Genomic DNA, 14,550 nt, shown 5'->3' with positions numbered 1-14,550 from the left:
GGCATGGGAATGGACACCCCTGAGTACAGACCGTTTCGTCGAGAAAACCCAGCCCGACTTTACGCCAGTCGCTAAAGCGCGGCGACCTCGACCGCCACGCCGTTGAGCGCGGCGTTGCCGGACAGTCGGTCGAGCAGGCGCTCGTCGGTGAGGTCGTTGGCGCTGGCGCCGGGCAGCTCACCGGCGACCTGCAGGTGCACGCCTTCGCGGGCGTGGCCCCAGCCATGCGGCAGGCTGACCACGCCGGGCATCAGCTCGTCGCTGGCGGCGACCTCCACCTCGACGGAGCCGACCCGCGAGCTGAGCCGCACGCGCTGGCCGTCGGCCAGGCCGCGGCCGGCCAGGTCGTCCGGGTGCATCAGCAGTTGGTGGCGCGGCTTGCCCTTCACCAGGCGCCGGTAGTTGTGCATCCAGGAATTGTTGCTGCGCACATGGCGCCGGCCGATCAGCAGCAGGCCGCCCGCCGGCTCCTCGGCAAGGCCGGCAGCGAAACGCTCGAGGTCGGCGAGCAGCTGTTCCGGCGCGGCCTGCACGCGACCGTTGGCGGTTTTCAGCCGGCGCGCGAGGTTCGGCTCGAGCGCACCGAGATCGATGCCGTGCGGCGCCTGGCGCAGGGCCTCCAGGTTCAGCCGGCGCGCGGAGCGCTCGCCATGCGGGCCGGCGCGCAGGCCGAGGTCGATCATCTGCTCCGGCGCCAGGGTCGGCTTGAGCTCCAGCCCGACGCGCGCGGCGAAGGCCCGCGCCAGGCCGACGAAGATTTCCCAGTCGTGCAGCGCACCCTCGGGGCGCGGCAGCAGAGCCTGGTTGAAGCGGGTGACGTTGCGCACCGCCAGCAGGTTGAAGGTGCTGTCGTAGTGATCGTGCTCCAGCGGCGCCGTCGGCGGCAGGATGATGTCGGCGTGGCGGGTGGTCTCGTTGATATAGAAGTCGACGCTGAGCATGAACTCCAGGCCCTGCAGGCCGCGCTCGAGCTGGCGGCCGTTGGGCGTGGACAACGCCGGGTTGCCGGCCACGGTGATCAAGGCCCGCACCTGGCCTTCGCCCGGCTCGAGCATTTCCTCGGCCAGCGCCGCCACCGGCAACTCGCCGCCGTATTCGGGCAGCCCGGAAACGCGGCTGTGCCAGGCACCGAAATGCCCGGGCGAGGCGGTTTCCACCAGATCCACGGCGGGCGTGGTGCAGAGCGCACCGCCCACCCGATCGAGGTTGCCGGTCACCAGGTTGATCAGCTGCACCAGCCACTGGCAGAGCGTGCCGAACATCTGGGTCGAGACGCCCATGCGGCCATAGCAGACCGCGCGCTCGGCAGCGGCGAAGTCCCGCGCCAGCTGGCGGATGGTGTCGGCGGCGATGCCGCAGCGCGCGGCCATCGCCTCGGCCGGGAATGGCGCGATCGCCGCGCGCACCGCCTCGAGCCCGTCGACCGGCAGGTGGCTGCCGCGGGCGAGCCCTTCCTCGAACAGGGTATGCAGGATGCCCAGCAGCAGGGCCGCGTCCTGCCCGGGACGGATGAACAGGTGCTGGTCGGCGATGGCTGCCGTCTCGCTGCGCCTGGGGTCGACCACCACCAGCTTGCCGCCGCGCGCACGGATCGCCTTCAGGCGCTTTTCTACGTCCGGCACGGTCATGATGCTGCCGTTGGAGGCCAGCGGGTTGCCGCCGAGGATCAGCATGAAGTCGGTGTGATCGATGTCCGGCACCGGCAGCAGCAGGCCGTGGCCATACATCAGGTAGCTGGTCAGATGGTGCGGCAGCTGGTCGACCGAGGTCGCCGAGAAGCGGTTGCGGGTCTTGAGCAGGCCGAGGAAGTAGTTGCTGTGGGTCATCAGCCCGTAGTTGTGCACGCTCGGGTTGCCCTGGTAGATGGCCACCGCGTTGTGGCCGTGGCGCTCGCGGATGCTCGCCAGCCGCTCGGCCACCAGGGCGAAGGCCTCGTCCCATTCCAGCGGCAGCCACTGGTCTTCCACGCGCATCACTGGCTGGCGCAGGCGGTCGGGATCGTTCTGGATATCCTGCAGCGCCACCGCCTTGGGGCAGACATGGCCGCGGCTGAACGGGTCCTGCGCGTCGCCCTTGATCGAGACGATGGCGCCGTCGCGCGTTTCGATGGCCAGGCCGCAGATCGCCTCGCACAGGTGACAGGCCCGGTAGTGCACGCTGGTGTCGCTCATTTCGCTATCCCGCCGTGGTTCTTGTTTTGCCTGCACTCTAGGCGGGCCACGCAGGCGGGACAATCGAACGCGTTCGGCGAAAATGACGGCGGATTCAGCCGGGCAATGACCGCTCAGCGCGGCGCGATGTGCGCCACCAGCAGCTGCACGCTTTCCTGGCCGCGGTACTCGTTGACGTCCAGCTTGTAGGCCAGTTCGGCCCAGCGCACCGTCGGGTTCGGCCAGAACTCGCGGTCGATGTTGAAGGCGATGCCGTCCAGGGTCAGGGCGCCGCATTCGCTTTTCAGCACCAGCTTGAGGTGCCGCTCGCCGACCAGGCGCTGCTGCACCAGTTGGAACACGCCGTGGAACATCGGCTCGGGGAAATGCTGGCCCCAGGGGCCGGCGTTGCGCAGCGCACGGGCCAGTTCCAGGTGGAACTCCTCGACGCCGAGCTGGCCGTCGGTGAGCAGCCGCCCGGTGAGGTCGTCCTCGCACAGCTGGCGCCGCACCTCGGCATCGAAGGCCGCGGCGAAGGCGCCGAAGTGCTCCTGCGGCAGCGACAGCCCGGCGGCCATGGCGTGCCCACCGAACTTGCTGATCAGCCCGGGATGGCGCGCCGCCACGGCGTCGAGCGCATCGCGGATATGAAAGCCCGGCACCGAGCGCGCCGAGCCCTTGAGCTGGCCGTCGCCGGCATCGGCGAAGGCGATGGTCGGGCGGTGATAGCGCTCCTTCAGCCGCGAGGCGAGGATGCCGATCACGCCCTGGTGCCAGTCCGGCTCGAACAGGCACAGGCCGAACGGCAGCTCCTCGAGCGGCAGGTCCTTGAGCTGCGCCAGCGCCTCGCGCTGCATGCCCTGCTCGATGGCCTTGCGGTCCTTGTTCAGCTCGTCGAGCTGCACGGCCATGTCGCGCGCCAGCGCCTCGTCCTCGCAGAGCAGGCACTCGATACCCAGGCTCATGTCGTCCAGCCGCCCGGCCGCGTTCAGCCGCGGGCCGAGGATGAAGCCGAGGTCGGTGGAGGTGATGCGCCGGTGGTCGCGCCCGGCGACCTCGAGGATCGCCCGCAGCCCCGGCCGCGCCCGCCCGGCGCGGATGCGTGCCAGGCCCTGGTGCACGAGGATGCGGTTGTTGGCATCCAGCGGCACCACGTCGGCGACGCTGCCCAGCGCCACCAGGTCGAGCAGCTCGGCCAGGTTCGGCTCGGCCCAGCCGTTGCGGGCGAACCAGTCCAGCTCGCGCAGCCGCGCACGCAGCGCCAGCAGGACGTAGAAGATCACCCCGACCCCGGCGATGCACTTGCTCGGGAACTGGCATTCGGGCTGGTTCGGATTGACGATGGCATCGGCCGCCGGCAGCTCGTGGCCCGGCAGGTGGTGGTCGGTCACCAGTACCTTGAGGCCTGCTGCCTTGGCCGCAGCCACGCCATCGACGCTGGAGATGCCGTTGTCCACGGTGACCAGCAGGTCGGGCTCGCGCTGCAGGGCGACGGCGACGATCTCCGGGGTCAGGCCGTAGCCGTATTCGAAGCGATTGGGCACCAGGTAGTCGACCTGCGCCGCGCCCAACTGACGCAGGCCGAGCACGCCGACCGTGCTGGCGGTGGCACCGTCGGCATCGAAGTCGCCGACGAAGAGGATGCGCTGGCGCTTGTCCAGCGCCTCGACCAGCAGCGCGACCGCGGCATCGATGCCCTTCAACTGTCTATAAGGGATCAACCGCGCCAGCCCCTTGTCCAGCTCCTCGGCCGACAGTACGCCGCGCGCGGCATACAAGCGCTGCAGCAGCGGCGGCAGGTCGCCGAGGTCGGGCAACTGCTCGGGCAGGGGGCGGGGTTCGATACGCATGGTCGGCTTCCGGGCTCGGTGAAACGGACTGCAATGGCGCGAAGGCCTCGACGGGTGCCGGGCCATGCCACTGAGGCGCGCAAGCATACCGCAATGCCGAATCGAGCACGCAGGCAGGCCGACCAGGCAAATGCGTGGATAATGCCCTCGACCACCACCAGCGCCCGCCATCCGCACCGGCACGGCGCGCCAGCCAGGGGAAGGAGCCGTTTCACATGGGCCGCTTGTTACTCAATTGCGACATGGGTGAAAGCTTCGGCGCCTGGAGCATGGGCCTGGATGCCGAGGTCATGCCCTTCATCGACTGCGCCAACATCGCCTGCGGCTTCCACGCTTCCGACCCGCAGGTCATGCGCCGTACGGTGGCGCTGGCGGTCGAGCATGCGGTGCGCATCGGCGCGCACCCGGCCTATCCGGACCTGGCCGGCTTCGGCCGCCGCTCCATGGCCTGCAGCCCGGCCGAGGTGGAGAACATGCTGCTCTACCAGATCGGCGCGCTCGACGGCATCTGCCGCGCCGAAGGCACCCGGGTCCGCTACGTCAAGCCGCACGGCGCGCTGTACAACGACATGATGCGCCAGCCGGCGCTGCTGCGGGCGGTGATGCGGGCGGTCGCCGCCTACGACGCCAGCCTGCCGCTGATGCTGATGTCCACCCGCGATAACAGCGCCAGCCGCGCCCTGGCCGACGAACTGGGCATCGAGCTACTCTTCGAGGTGTTCGCCGACCGCGCCTACGACGCCGCCGGCAGGCTGCTCGCGCGCAGCCTGCCGGGTGCCGTGCACCACGATGCCGCGACCGTGGTCGAGCAGGCGCTGCGGCTGGCGCGCGGCGAGGCGTTGATCGCCAGCGACGGCAGCGCGCTGCTCCTGCAGGCCGACACCCTCTGCGTGCACGGCGACAACGCCGGCTCGGTCGCCGCGGTGCAACGCATCCGCCAGGCCCTGCAGACGCTGCCGGCATGACCCCGCGGATCGAGGTCGCCGGCATCGACAGCCTGGTGCTGCGCCTGTTCGAGCGGATCGACGAGCGCAACATGCCCTGGCTGCTGGCCGCCAGCCAACGCCTGCGCGAGGCGTTCGGCCCGGCGCTGCTGGACCTGGTGCCGTCCTACACCACCCTGCTGCTGCACTACGACCTGACCCTGCTGGACGACCGCCAGGCGCGCCGGCGCATCCACCAGGCCTTCGAGGGCCTGCAACCGGCAACCGGCAACAGCGCGCGCCAGCACGAGATCCCGGTGTGGTACGACCCCAGCGTCGGCCCCGAGCTCGAGGCACTCGGCGCACGCAGCGGGCTGGGCGTCGCCGGGGTGATCGCCCGCCACAGCGGGCATACCTACCAGGTGTTCGCCCTCGGTTTCGCCCCCGGCTTCGCCTTCATGGGCCAGGTCGACGAGATCCTCGCCAGCCCGCGCCTGCAGACCCCGCGCCAGCAGGTGCCGGCCGGCAGCCTCGGCATTGCCGACCGCCAGACGGCCATCTACCCGCTGGCCTCGCCGGGTGGCTGGAACCTGATCGGCCGCAGCCCGGCGCGCCTGTTCGACCGCCAGCTGGACGGCTACAGCCTCTGCCAGCCGGGCGACCGGGTTCGCTTCGTCGCCATCGATCACGCCGAATTCGTCCGACTGGGTGGCGACGACCGCCCCTTCGAGGCCCGCCCATGAGCCTGGTCATCGAGCGCGCCGGCGCGCTGGCCAGCCTGCAGGACGGCGGCCGTTTCGGCGTGCGCCACCTGGGCGTCACCCAGGGCGGCGCCGTCGACTGGATTTCCCAGCGCTGGGCCAACTGGCTGCTGGGCAATCCGCTGCAGGCAGCCACCGTCGAGATCACGCTGGGCGGTTTCAGCCTGCGCGCCGAATCCGACAGTTGCCTGGCACTGTGCGGCGCCGACCTGGGCGCCACGCTGGACGGCCAGCCCCTGGCACCGGGTCGCAGCTTCCTCCTGCGCCGCGGCCAGCAATTGGTGTTCGGCCAGCCACGCCGGGGCCTGCGCGCCTATCTCGCCGCGCCGGGAGGCTTCCGCGCCGAACCGGTGCTCGGCAGTTGCGCCACCGTGGCGCGCGAGCAGCTCGGCGGCCTGCATGGCGACGGCCGGCCGCTGGCCGTAGGCGACCGGCTGCATGGCAATGGCAGCCGCGCCGAACCGCGCGCGCTGCCGGAACATGCCGGCCAGGCGCCGCTGCCCGACGCTCCGCTGGCGGTGGTGCTGGGGGCGCAGATCGGTGATTTCAGCGGGCGCAGCCTGTTCGAGGCGTTCAACAGCGAGTGGACCGTCGACCAGCGCGCCGACCGTATGGGCGTGCGCCTGCTCGGCCCCGCCCTGCGCGGCGCGCGCCGCTCGATGATCTCCGAGGGCGTGCCGCTGGGGGCCGTCCAGGTACCACCCGACGGCCAGCCGATCGTGCTGCTCAACGACCGCCAGACCATCGGCGGCTACCCGCGGCTCGGCGCCCTGACGCCCCTGGCGGTGGCGCAACTGGCGCAGTGCCTGCCCGGCACGCCGCTGCGGCTGCGGCCGATCGCCCTGGACAGCGCACAACGCCAGCAGCGCGAATTGCTCTCGCGCTGGCGCTAGGGCGCGCTCAGCGCTCGCCCAGCAGCCACTCCAGCGCCACCTCGAACTGGCCGCGCTCGTCGGTGATGAATAGCGTGCCGTCGCTGATCATCACGCCCCACTGCAGGCTGCGTGGCAGGTCCTTGACCAGCTCGGCCAGCGAATCGGAGTCGATCGCGGCGATGGACAGGTTCTTCAGCCCGCGGACAGCATCCAGCACCTTGCCCTGCCAGACCCGCAGGTTGCCGTAGGCCACCAGGCTGACGCGCTCGGCGCGTCGCGAGCACCAGGTCAGGCGCTCGGCGTCCGGCTGGCCGACCTCGATCCAGTGCAGGATGCGCCCGTCCAGGCTCTTCTCCCACAGTGCCGGCTCGTCGACATCCGACAGGCCGCGACCGAAGGCCAGCTGCTCGCAATACCACAGCGCATAGGCGATCAGTCGCACGCCGAGACGCTCCTCGGTTTCCGACGGATGCCGGGCCACGGTGAAGCGCAGGTTTTCATAAACCCCGCGATCCAGGTCGGTCAGATTCAGTTCGACTTTATAAGGTGTCGCTTGCAGCGCCATGGGCCCGTTCCTGCACACAGAAAATGTCGCGCAGTCTACCCGAACGTGGCACTCGCGCAGCCGACGAACTGCAGCGCAAATCGCCGCGATGAACTTTGACAATCATTCTCATTCTATTTAGCATCCTCCCCATCAAACAGTTCCCACGGGTAGTTCGCATGTACGTCTGTCTTTGCCAGGGCATCACCGACGGCCAGATCCGCGAGGCCATCTACGAAGGTTGCTGCAGCTACCGCGAGGTACGCGATGCCACCGGCGTCGGTACGCAGTGCGGCAAGTGCGCCTGCCTGGCCAAGCAGGTGGTGCGCGAGACACTCGCCGATGTGCAGAATGCACAGTCGCTCTCCACGGCCTTGCTCCACCCGGCCTGACCAGCGGACTGCCAGCAAGCCGGGCCTGAGCCCGGCTTTTTTCTGCCTGCAATCAATGCATTAGCCGCCAAGCGCGGAACGCAAGCGTTCTCGTTCAGCTTTAGCCTTAGCTTTCAAGGGCTTAGGTTTGACAGCCCGGAGCATCGTGGCCAGACTTCGACAGACACCACCCTCTGCTTCGGGACCGCGACGATGAAAGGCGACAAGCTGGTCATTCAGCACCTCAACAAGATCCTCGGCAACGAACTGGTCGCCATCAACCAGTACTTCCTGCATGCGCGCATGTACGAAGACTGGGGCCTGGGCCGCCTCGGCAAGCACGAGTACGAAGAATCCATCGACGAGATGAAGCATGCCGACAAGCTGATCAAGCGCATCCTCTTCCTCGAGGGCCTGCCGAACCTGCAGGACCTGGGCAAGTTGCTGATCGGCGAGAACACCCGGGAAATGCTCGAATGCGACCTCAAGCTCGAGCAGGGCGGCATCGCCGACCTCAAGGTCGCCATCGCCTATTGCGAAAGCGTCGGCGACTACGGCAGCCGCGAGCTGCTCGAGGACATCCTCGAGTCGGAAGAAGAACACATCGACTGGCTGGAGACCCAGCTGGGCCTGATCGACAAGGTGGGCCTGGAGAACTACCTGCAGTCGCAGATGGACGACTAAGCCGAGCACAACGAAAAACGCCATGTCCCTCGCGGGGCATGGCGTTTTTTTTTGGCTGGTCGCCGGCGCTGCGGAAATCCCGGCGCCGGCGGCCGGATCAGGCGTCGGCCTTGCCGACGGCCGACTTGATCAGGGTCTGCAGCTCACCCTTCTCGAACATCTCGAGGATGATGTCGCTGCCGCCGACCAGCTCGCCGTTGACCCACAGCTGCGGGAAGGTCGGCCAATTGGCGTACTTCGGCAGGTTGGCGCGGATCTCGGGGTTCTGCAGGATGTCGACGTAGGCGAACTTCTCGCCACAACCCATCACCGCCTGGCTGGCACGCGCGGAAAAGCCGCACTGCGGCGCGTTGGGCGAGCCCTTCATATAAAGCAGGATGGGATTGGCGGCGATCTGTTCTTTGATGGTTTCGATGATGTCCATGGGTACCTCGGCTAGACACGGTTGCCGCGCATTGTAGCGGATAAGCCCGGGCAAAGCCGAGTGGCGAGCTCGGTTTTGTTTGCCCGCGGGCCGTCGCAAGCCCTGCCGAGGCCCCTCGCAGCGGGGCGATGGGTCGATTTGCACCCCTGCGTCTTTTGTGGCTAAGATCGCGCCTTTCCCCGTTTCGTCGCACCCTCGCGACCCGCAGTGGTCGGTCCTTCTGTTTTCCCCGGAAAAGCCTTCGGACCGCGGACTGCGGCAATGAAAGGTAGTTGATATGAGCGCACGGCATTTTCTTTCGTTGATGGACTGCACGCCCCAGGAGCTGAACAGCCTGGTCCGTCGCGGCATCGAACTGAAGGATCTGCGCGAGCGAGGCATCCTCTTCGAACCGCTGAAGAATCGCGTGCTGGGCATGATCTTCGAGAAGGCCTCGACCCGCACGCGGCTATCGTTCGAAGCCGGCATGATCCAGCTCGGCGGCCAGGCGATCTTCCTCTCGCCGCGCGACACCCAGCTCGGCCGCGGCGAGCCGATCAGCGACTCGGCCATCGTCATGTCGCGCATGCTCGACGCGGTGATGATCCGCACCTTCTCCCATGCCACGCTGACCGAATTCGCCGCCAACTCCCGCATCCCGGTGATCAACGGGCTGTCGGACGACCTGCATCCCTGCCAGCTGCTGGCCGACATGCAGACCTTCCAGGAGCAGCGCGGCAGCATCGCCGGCAAGACGGTCGCCTGGGTCGGTGACGGCAATAACATGTGCAACACCTATATCGAGGCGGCCATCCAGTTCGACTTCCAGCTGCGCGTGGCCTGCCCCGAGGGCTACGAGCCCAAGGCCGAGCTGCTCGCCCTGGCCGGCGACCGCGTCCGTATCCTGCGCGACCCGCACGAGGCGGTGGCCGGCGCCCAGCTGGTCAGCACCGACGTCTGGGCCTCCATGGGCCAGGAAGACGAGGTCCAGGCACGCCTGGCAACCTTCCGGCCCTACCAGGTCGACCGCGCGCTGCTGGATGCCGCGGCCGAGGACGTGATCTTCCTGCACTGCCTGCCGGCCCATCGGGGCGAGGAGATCAGCGAAGACCTGCTCGACGACCCGCGTTCGGCCGCCTGGGACCAGGCCGAAAACCGCCTGCATGTGCAGAAGGCGCTACTGGAATTCCTCGTCGAACCCGCCCACCGCACATGAAGCACGAGCCCCTGCTGCTGCTGCACGACCTGGCCTGCGGCTATGGCAAGCAGCAGCGCGTGGTCAGCGACCTCAACCTGCACCTCAATCGTGGCGACATCGGTTGCCTGCTGGGGCCGTCCGGCTGCGGCAAGACCACCACCCTGCGCGCCATCGCCGGCTTCGAGCCGGTCAACCACGGCAGCATCGAGCTCGCCGGGCAGGTGATCTCCCGTCCGGGCCATACCCTGGCTCCGGAGAAGCGCCGGATCGGCATGGTCTTCCAGGACTATGCGCTGTTCCCCCACCTCAGCGTGCAGGAGAACGTCGCCTTCGGCATCCGCAAGCACCCCGACTGCCAGCGCATCGTCGGCGAACTGCTGGAGATGGTGCATCTCGCGCCCCTGGCGCAGCGTTACCCGCACGAGCTGTCCGGTGGCCAGCAGCAGCGCGTCGCCCTGGCCCGTGCGCTGGCGCCGGAACCCGAGCTGCTGCTGCTCGACGAGCCCTTCTCCAACCTCGACGTGGAGCTGCGCCGGCACCTCAGCCTGGAGGTGCGCGAGATCCTCAAGGCCCGCGGCACCAGCGCCATCCTGGTGACCCATGACCAGGAGGAAGCCTTCGCCGTCAGCGATCAGGTCGGAGTGTTCAAGGATGGCCGCCTCGAGCAGTGGGACACGCCGTTCAATCTCTACCACGAGCCGCTGACCCCCTTCGTCGCCAGCTTCATCGGCCAGGGCTACTTCATTCGCGGGCAATTGCTTGATCCGGAAACGGTGCAGACCGAGCTTGGCGTGATCCGTGGCAACCGGGCCTACACCTGGCCGGCCGGTAGCTCGGTGGACGTGCTGTTGCGCCCCGACGACATCGTCTACCGGCCGGACAGCCCGCTACGCGCGCTGATCGTCGGCAAGACCTTCCTCGGCGCCTCTACCCTGTACCGCCTGCAGCTGCCCACCGGCAACCAGCTCGAGGGCATCTTCGCCAGCCACACCGACTATCTGCCGGGCCAGGACGTGGGCATCGCCATCGCCGCCGACCACCTGGTGGTATTCCCTGCCCAGGGCAGCGTCGCCGCCCACGAGACGCTGCCCGAGCGCGGCGTGCGGCGCTATAGCAGCCGCTGAATCAGGCGTCGGCGCGACCGCTCTGGCGCCGCTGGCGGAAGAACTCGCTGAGCATGCTGCTGCACTCCTCGGCGAGCAGCCCGCCCTCCACCAGCACGCGATGATTGAGGAAGGCCTGGTCGAAGAACTGACCACGACTGACCGCCACACCGGCCTTCGGCTCGGTGGTGCCGTAGACCACGCGCTGGATGCGGGAATGGACGATCAGCCCGGCGCACATGCTGCACGGCTCCAGCGTCACGTACAGCGTGCTGCCCGGCAGCCGGTAGTTCTCCAGCTGCAGCGCGGCATCGCGGATGGCGACCATCTCGGCATGCGCGCTGGGATCATGGCGGGAGATCGGGCAGTTGAAGCCCCGGCCGATGATCCGCCCGTCCTGCACCAGCACCGCGCCAACTGGCACCTCGCCCAGCGCCGCACCCTGTTCGGCCAGCGCCAGCGCCTCGCGCATGAAGCCCTCGTCGCCGCTGCGGTCGATGATCTGCAGTCTTTTCATCCCGGGTTCCTGGCGCGCTAGGCCACTTCGATGGCGGCCATCAGGCCGGTTTCCATATGGTCGATCACATGACAGTGGAACATCCACACGCCCGGGTTATCGGCCACCAGGGCGATGCGCGCCGTCTCGTTCTTGCCCAGCAGGTAGGTATCGGTGAACCAGGGCTCGATCGGCCGGCGGTTGGAGGCGATGACCTTGAAGGCCATGCCGTGCAGATGGATCGGATGCTGGTACTGGCTGAGGTTGCGCAGCTCGAAGATATAGTGCCCGCCGTGGCGCAGCGTCGCGATCGGCCGCTCGGCGCAGCTTTTGTCGTTGATGTCCCAGGCCTGGCCGTTGACCTGCCAGAACTTGAACGCGCCGCCCTGCTCGACGTTGGTGGACAGGGCACCGGCCCACTCGAAGTTGAAGCGCAGCGTCTCGGCGCGGGCCAGGTCCGGCTCGGCCACCGGGTTGGCCGGCAGCGCGGCCGGCCAGCCGCCCGGCGCCTGCCTGCTGGCCACCGAGCGCAGGGCGGCCAGCCGCAGCGGGCCGTTGCGCAAGGTGATCTCCTGGCCGGCCGCCGGGACTTTCAGCGCCAGGTCGATGCGCATGCCGGGGCCCAGCCAGTACTCCTTGCCCAGCGGTCGCGGCACCACCGGATGCCCGTCGAGGGCGTAGATCCTGGCCTCGCCACCGGACAGGTTGAGCCGATAGGTCAGCGTGTTGTCCAGGTTGAGGATGCGCAGCCGCACCACCTGCCCGGCGGGTAGCTCGAGGGTGGGCAGGTGCACGCCATTGACGCTCGACAGCACGCCCGGCGTGCCGCCACGGGCCGCTTCGCGCGGCACGCTGAAATCGGTGAAGGCGCCCTGCTTGTCGACATGCCAGCTCTTCAGATTGAGCGTCCGCTCGTGGGCGAACCCGCTGGGCTCGCGCTCCTCGACGATCAGCGGCCCGACCAGCCCGCGGCCGAGCTGGCTGGCACTGGCGGTGTGCGGGTGATACCAGAAGCTGCCGGCATCGTGCAGTTGGAAGCGATACTCGAACGACTCGCCCGGCAGCACCGGCAGCTGCGACACATAGGGCACGCCGTCCATCTCCAGCGGCAGGCGGATGCCGTGCCAGTGGATGGTGGTCGGCTCCGGCAGCAGGTTGGTGAAGCGCACCCGCAGCCAGTCGCCCTGGCGCCCGCGCAGCTCCACGCCGGGTGCCTGGCCGCCATAGGCCCAGGCCGGCGTGACATGCCCGGGCACCAGCTCGATATCCAGCGGTGCGGCGATCAGTTCATAGTCGTGGTTGGTGACATCGGCCGGACGACCGAGCCAGTAGCGTGCGCCACTGCCGGCCAGGCCGACCACACCGAGGCCGGCCAGGCCGGCGAGAATCTGTCTACGGGTAAAGGACATTGCATGGGCTCCAGCCAGTCCGAATTCATGGGCCCATCAGGCTCGACGCGCTTCTCTGCGGAAGCTGCGCACAGCATGAGGGCAGCCTGGGCTGCCCTCATTGCTTCAGATCACTCCCACTCGATGGTCGCCGGCGGCTTGCTCGACACATCGTAGGTGACGCGGGAAATGCCTTCGATTTCATTGATGATGCGGTTGGACACCTTCTCCAGCAGCTCGTACGGCAGGTGCGCCCAGCGTGCGGTCATGAAGTCGATGGTTTCCACTGCGCGCAGGGCGACGACCCAGGCGTAGCGGCGGCCGTCGCCGACCACGCCGACCGACTTCACCGGCTGGAACACCACGAAGGCCTGGCTGACCTTGTGGTACCAGTCGGCCTTGCGCAGCTCGCTGATGAAGATGTCGTCGGCGCGGCGCAGCAGGTCGGCGTATTCCTTCTTCACCTCGCCAAGGATGCGCACGCCCAGGCCCGGGCCCGGGAAGGGGTGGCGGTAGACCATGTCGTAGGGCAGGCCGAGCTCGAGGCCGATCTTGCGCACCTCGTCCTTGAACAGCTCGCGCAGCGGCTCGACCAGCTTGAGGTTCATCTCCTCCGGCAGGCCGCCGACGTTGTGGTGCGACTTGATCACGTGGGCCTTGCCGCTCTTGGCGCCGGCCGACTCGATCACGTCCGGGTAGATGGTGCCCTGGGCGAGGAACTGGATGTTTTCCAGCTTGCTCGCCTGCGCATCGAAGACGTCGATAAAGGTGCGGCCGATGATCTTGCGCTTCTTCTCCGGGTCCGCCTCGCCGGCGAGGTTCTCCAGGAACTGCGCCTCGGCATCGGCGCGGATCACCTTGACCCCCATGTTCTCGGCGAACATGGCCATCACCTGGTCGCCTTCGTGCAGGCGCAGCAGGCCGTTGTCGACGAACACGCAGGTCAACTGGTCGCCGATCGCGCGATGCAGCAATGCCGCGACCACCGAGGAATCCACGCCGCCGGACAGGCCGAGCAGCACGTTGGCATCGCCGACCTGGGCACGCACCTGGGCAATGGCGTCCTCGACGATGTTGGACGGCGTCCACAGCGCTTCGCAGCCGCAGATCTCGAGGATGAAGCGCGACAGGATGCGCCCACCCTGCTTGGTATGGGTCACTTCCGGGTGGAACTGCACACCGTAGTAGCCGCGGGTGTCGTCGCCCATCGCGGCGATCGGGCAGCTCGGCGTGCTGGCCAGGATATGGAAGCCCTGCGGGATGTCGGTGACCTTGTCGCCGTGGCTCATCCAGACGTCGAGGCCGAACACGCCGTCGTCGTCCATGTGATCCTCGATGCCATCGAACAGCCGCGACTTGCCGACCAGGTCGACGCGGGCATAGCCGAACTCGCGCACATCCGAGCCCTGCACCTTGCCGCCGAGCTGCTCGGACATGGTCTGCATGCCGTAGCAGATGCCGAACAGCGGCACACCGAGGTCGAACACCGCCTGCGGTGCACGCGGGCTGCCCTGCTCATGCACCGATTCCGGGCCGCCGGCGAGGATGATGCCGCGTGGGGCGAAGGCGCGGATGTCCTCTTCGCTCATGTCCCAGGGATGGAGTTCGCAGTAGACGCCGATCTCGCGCACGCGGCGGGCAATCAGCTGGGTGTACTGGGAACCGAAGTCGAGGATCAGGATGCGGTGGGCGTGGATGTCAGGATGAGCCATGTGGGCATCTCTCGTGGTGTTCGCAAATGACACGGGGCTGATCGAGCAGCCCCGTTGTTCACATTCCAAAGATCGATCTGCCGCGTCGCGCG

The 14,550-nt window shown here is 68.1% G+C and carries 14 protein-coding genes; 7 read left to right on the top strand and 7 right to left on the bottom strand.

Going from position 1 to position 14,550, the window contains the following annotated elements; all coding sequences use genetic code 11:
* Positions 1 to 71: 71 nt before the first annotated feature.
* Together L3N39_RS08230 and recJ are read right to left on the bottom strand one after the other, a co-directional pair.
* Positions 72 to 2,171 carry a molybdopterin oxidoreductase family protein gene (locus L3N39_RS08230; protein ID WP_237256842.1) on the bottom strand — a complete coding sequence of 700 codons (2,100 nt, stop codon included), beginning with the start codon at positions 2,169 to 2,171 and terminating at the stop codon, positions 72 to 74.
* A gap of 113 nt (positions 2,172 to 2,284) precedes the next feature.
* A complete protein-coding gene (gene recJ, locus L3N39_RS08225) occupies positions 2,285 to 4,000 on the bottom strand; it encodes a single-stranded-DNA-specific exonuclease RecJ (RefSeq protein WP_237256841.1) in 1,716 nt (571 codons plus the stop codon).
* Between the two features lie 215 nt (positions 4,001 to 4,215).
* Between recJ and L3N39_RS08220 the strand changes: the two genes are divergently transcribed.
* Genes L3N39_RS08220 through L3N39_RS08210 form a run of 3 tightly spaced genes read left to right on the top strand, consistent with a single transcriptional unit; the run spans position 4,216 to position 6,577 of the window.
* The gene (locus L3N39_RS08220; RefSeq protein ID WP_237256840.1) at positions 4,216 to 4,965 is read left to right on the top strand and encodes a 5-oxoprolinase subunit PxpA; all 750 of its coding nucleotides are present in this window, start codon (positions 4,216 to 4,218) and stop codon (positions 4,963 to 4,965) included.
* Complete coding sequence (pxpB, locus tag L3N39_RS08215) at positions 4,962 to 5,666, top strand: 5-oxoprolinase subunit PxpB (protein ID WP_237256839.1); 705 nt, start codon at positions 4,962 to 4,964, stop codon at positions 5,664 to 5,666. Before L3N39_RS08220 ends, pxpB begins: the two co-directional genes overlap by 4 nt.
* Positions 5,663 to 6,577 (top strand): 5-oxoprolinase subunit C family protein, encoded by a 915-nt coding sequence (locus L3N39_RS08210; RefSeq protein WP_237256838.1) that lies wholly within the window; start codon positions 5,663 to 5,665, stop codon positions 6,575 to 6,577. The genes pxpB and L3N39_RS08210 overlap by 4 nt, the downstream gene beginning before the upstream one ends.
* Before the next feature lie 7 nt (positions 6,578 to 6,584).
* Here L3N39_RS08210 and L3N39_RS08205 read toward each other — a convergent pair whose 3' ends face one another.
* Positions 6,585 to 7,124 (bottom strand): YaeQ family protein, encoded by a 540-nt coding sequence (locus L3N39_RS08205; protein WP_237256837.1) that lies wholly within the window; start codon positions 7,122 to 7,124, stop codon positions 6,585 to 6,587.
* 158 nt (positions 7,125 to 7,282) lie between these two features.
* On the opposite strand from L3N39_RS08205, the gene L3N39_RS08200 reads away from it, so the two are divergent.
* Complete coding sequence (locus L3N39_RS08200) at positions 7,283 to 7,495, top strand: bacterioferritin-associated ferredoxin (protein WP_237256836.1); 213 nt, start codon at positions 7,283 to 7,285, stop codon at positions 7,493 to 7,495.
* Positions 7,496 to 7,687: 192 nt separating this feature from the next.
* A complete protein-coding gene (bfr, locus tag L3N39_RS08195; RefSeq protein WP_237256835.1) occupies positions 7,688 to 8,158 on the top strand; it encodes a bacterioferritin in 471 nt (156 codons plus the stop codon).
* Positions 8,159 to 8,255: 97 nt separating this feature from the next.
* Here the strand turns inward: bfr and grxD are convergent, their stop codons facing one another.
* Complete coding sequence (grxD, locus tag L3N39_RS08190) at positions 8,256 to 8,582, bottom strand: Grx4 family monothiol glutaredoxin (RefSeq protein WP_237256834.1); 327 nt, start codon at positions 8,580 to 8,582, stop codon at positions 8,256 to 8,258.
* Between the two features lie 277 nt (positions 8,583 to 8,859).
* On the opposite strand from grxD, the gene argF reads away from it, so the two are divergent.
* Both argF and L3N39_RS08180 read left to right on the top strand, forming a co-directional pair.
* Positions 8,860 to 9,777: an ornithine carbamoyltransferase gene (gene argF, locus L3N39_RS08185; protein WP_237256833.1), complete on the top strand. Its 918-nt coding sequence runs from the start codon at positions 8,860 to 8,862 to the stop codon at positions 9,775 to 9,777.
* The gene (locus tag L3N39_RS08180) at positions 9,774 to 10,883 is read left to right on the top strand and encodes an ABC transporter ATP-binding protein (RefSeq protein ID WP_237256832.1); all 1,110 of its coding nucleotides are present in this window, start codon (positions 9,774 to 9,776) and stop codon (positions 10,881 to 10,883) included. Before argF ends, L3N39_RS08180 begins: the two co-directional genes overlap by 4 nt.
* A gap of 1 nt (position 10,884) precedes the next feature.
* Here the strand turns inward: L3N39_RS08180 and tadA are convergent, their stop codons facing one another.
* The 3 genes from tadA to guaA all read right to left on the bottom strand — a co-directional run bounded on the left by tadA (position 10,885) and on the right by guaA (position 14,458).
* Positions 10,885 to 11,379, bottom strand: a complete 495-nt coding sequence (gene tadA / locus L3N39_RS08175) for a tRNA adenosine(34) deaminase TadA (protein ID WP_237256831.1) — start codon at positions 11,377 to 11,379, stop codon at positions 10,885 to 10,887.
* 17 nt (positions 11,380 to 11,396) lie between these two features.
* Positions 11,397 to 12,767, bottom strand: coding sequence for a multicopper oxidase family protein (locus L3N39_RS08170; RefSeq protein WP_237256830.1), 1,371 nt, complete (start codon positions 12,765 to 12,767; stop codon positions 11,397 to 11,399).
* A gap of 110 nt (positions 12,768 to 12,877) precedes the next feature.
* On the bottom strand, positions 12,878 to 14,458 hold the full coding sequence (guaA, locus tag L3N39_RS08165) for a glutamine-hydrolyzing GMP synthase (protein ID WP_237256829.1): 1,581 nt from the start codon (positions 14,456 to 14,458) through the stop codon (positions 12,878 to 12,880).
* Between the last annotated feature and the right edge of the window lie 92 nt (positions 14,459 to 14,550).

This window comes from Pseudomonas oligotrophica (assembly GCF_021726475.1).
In the GTDB taxonomy this organism is placed as follows: Bacteria; Pseudomonadota; Gammaproteobacteria; order Pseudomonadales; family Pseudomonadaceae; genus Stutzerimonas; species Stutzerimonas oligotrophica.
The sequence above is the reverse complement of the archived record's forward strand: the minus strand, read 5'-3'. Positions and strand labels throughout refer to the sequence as shown.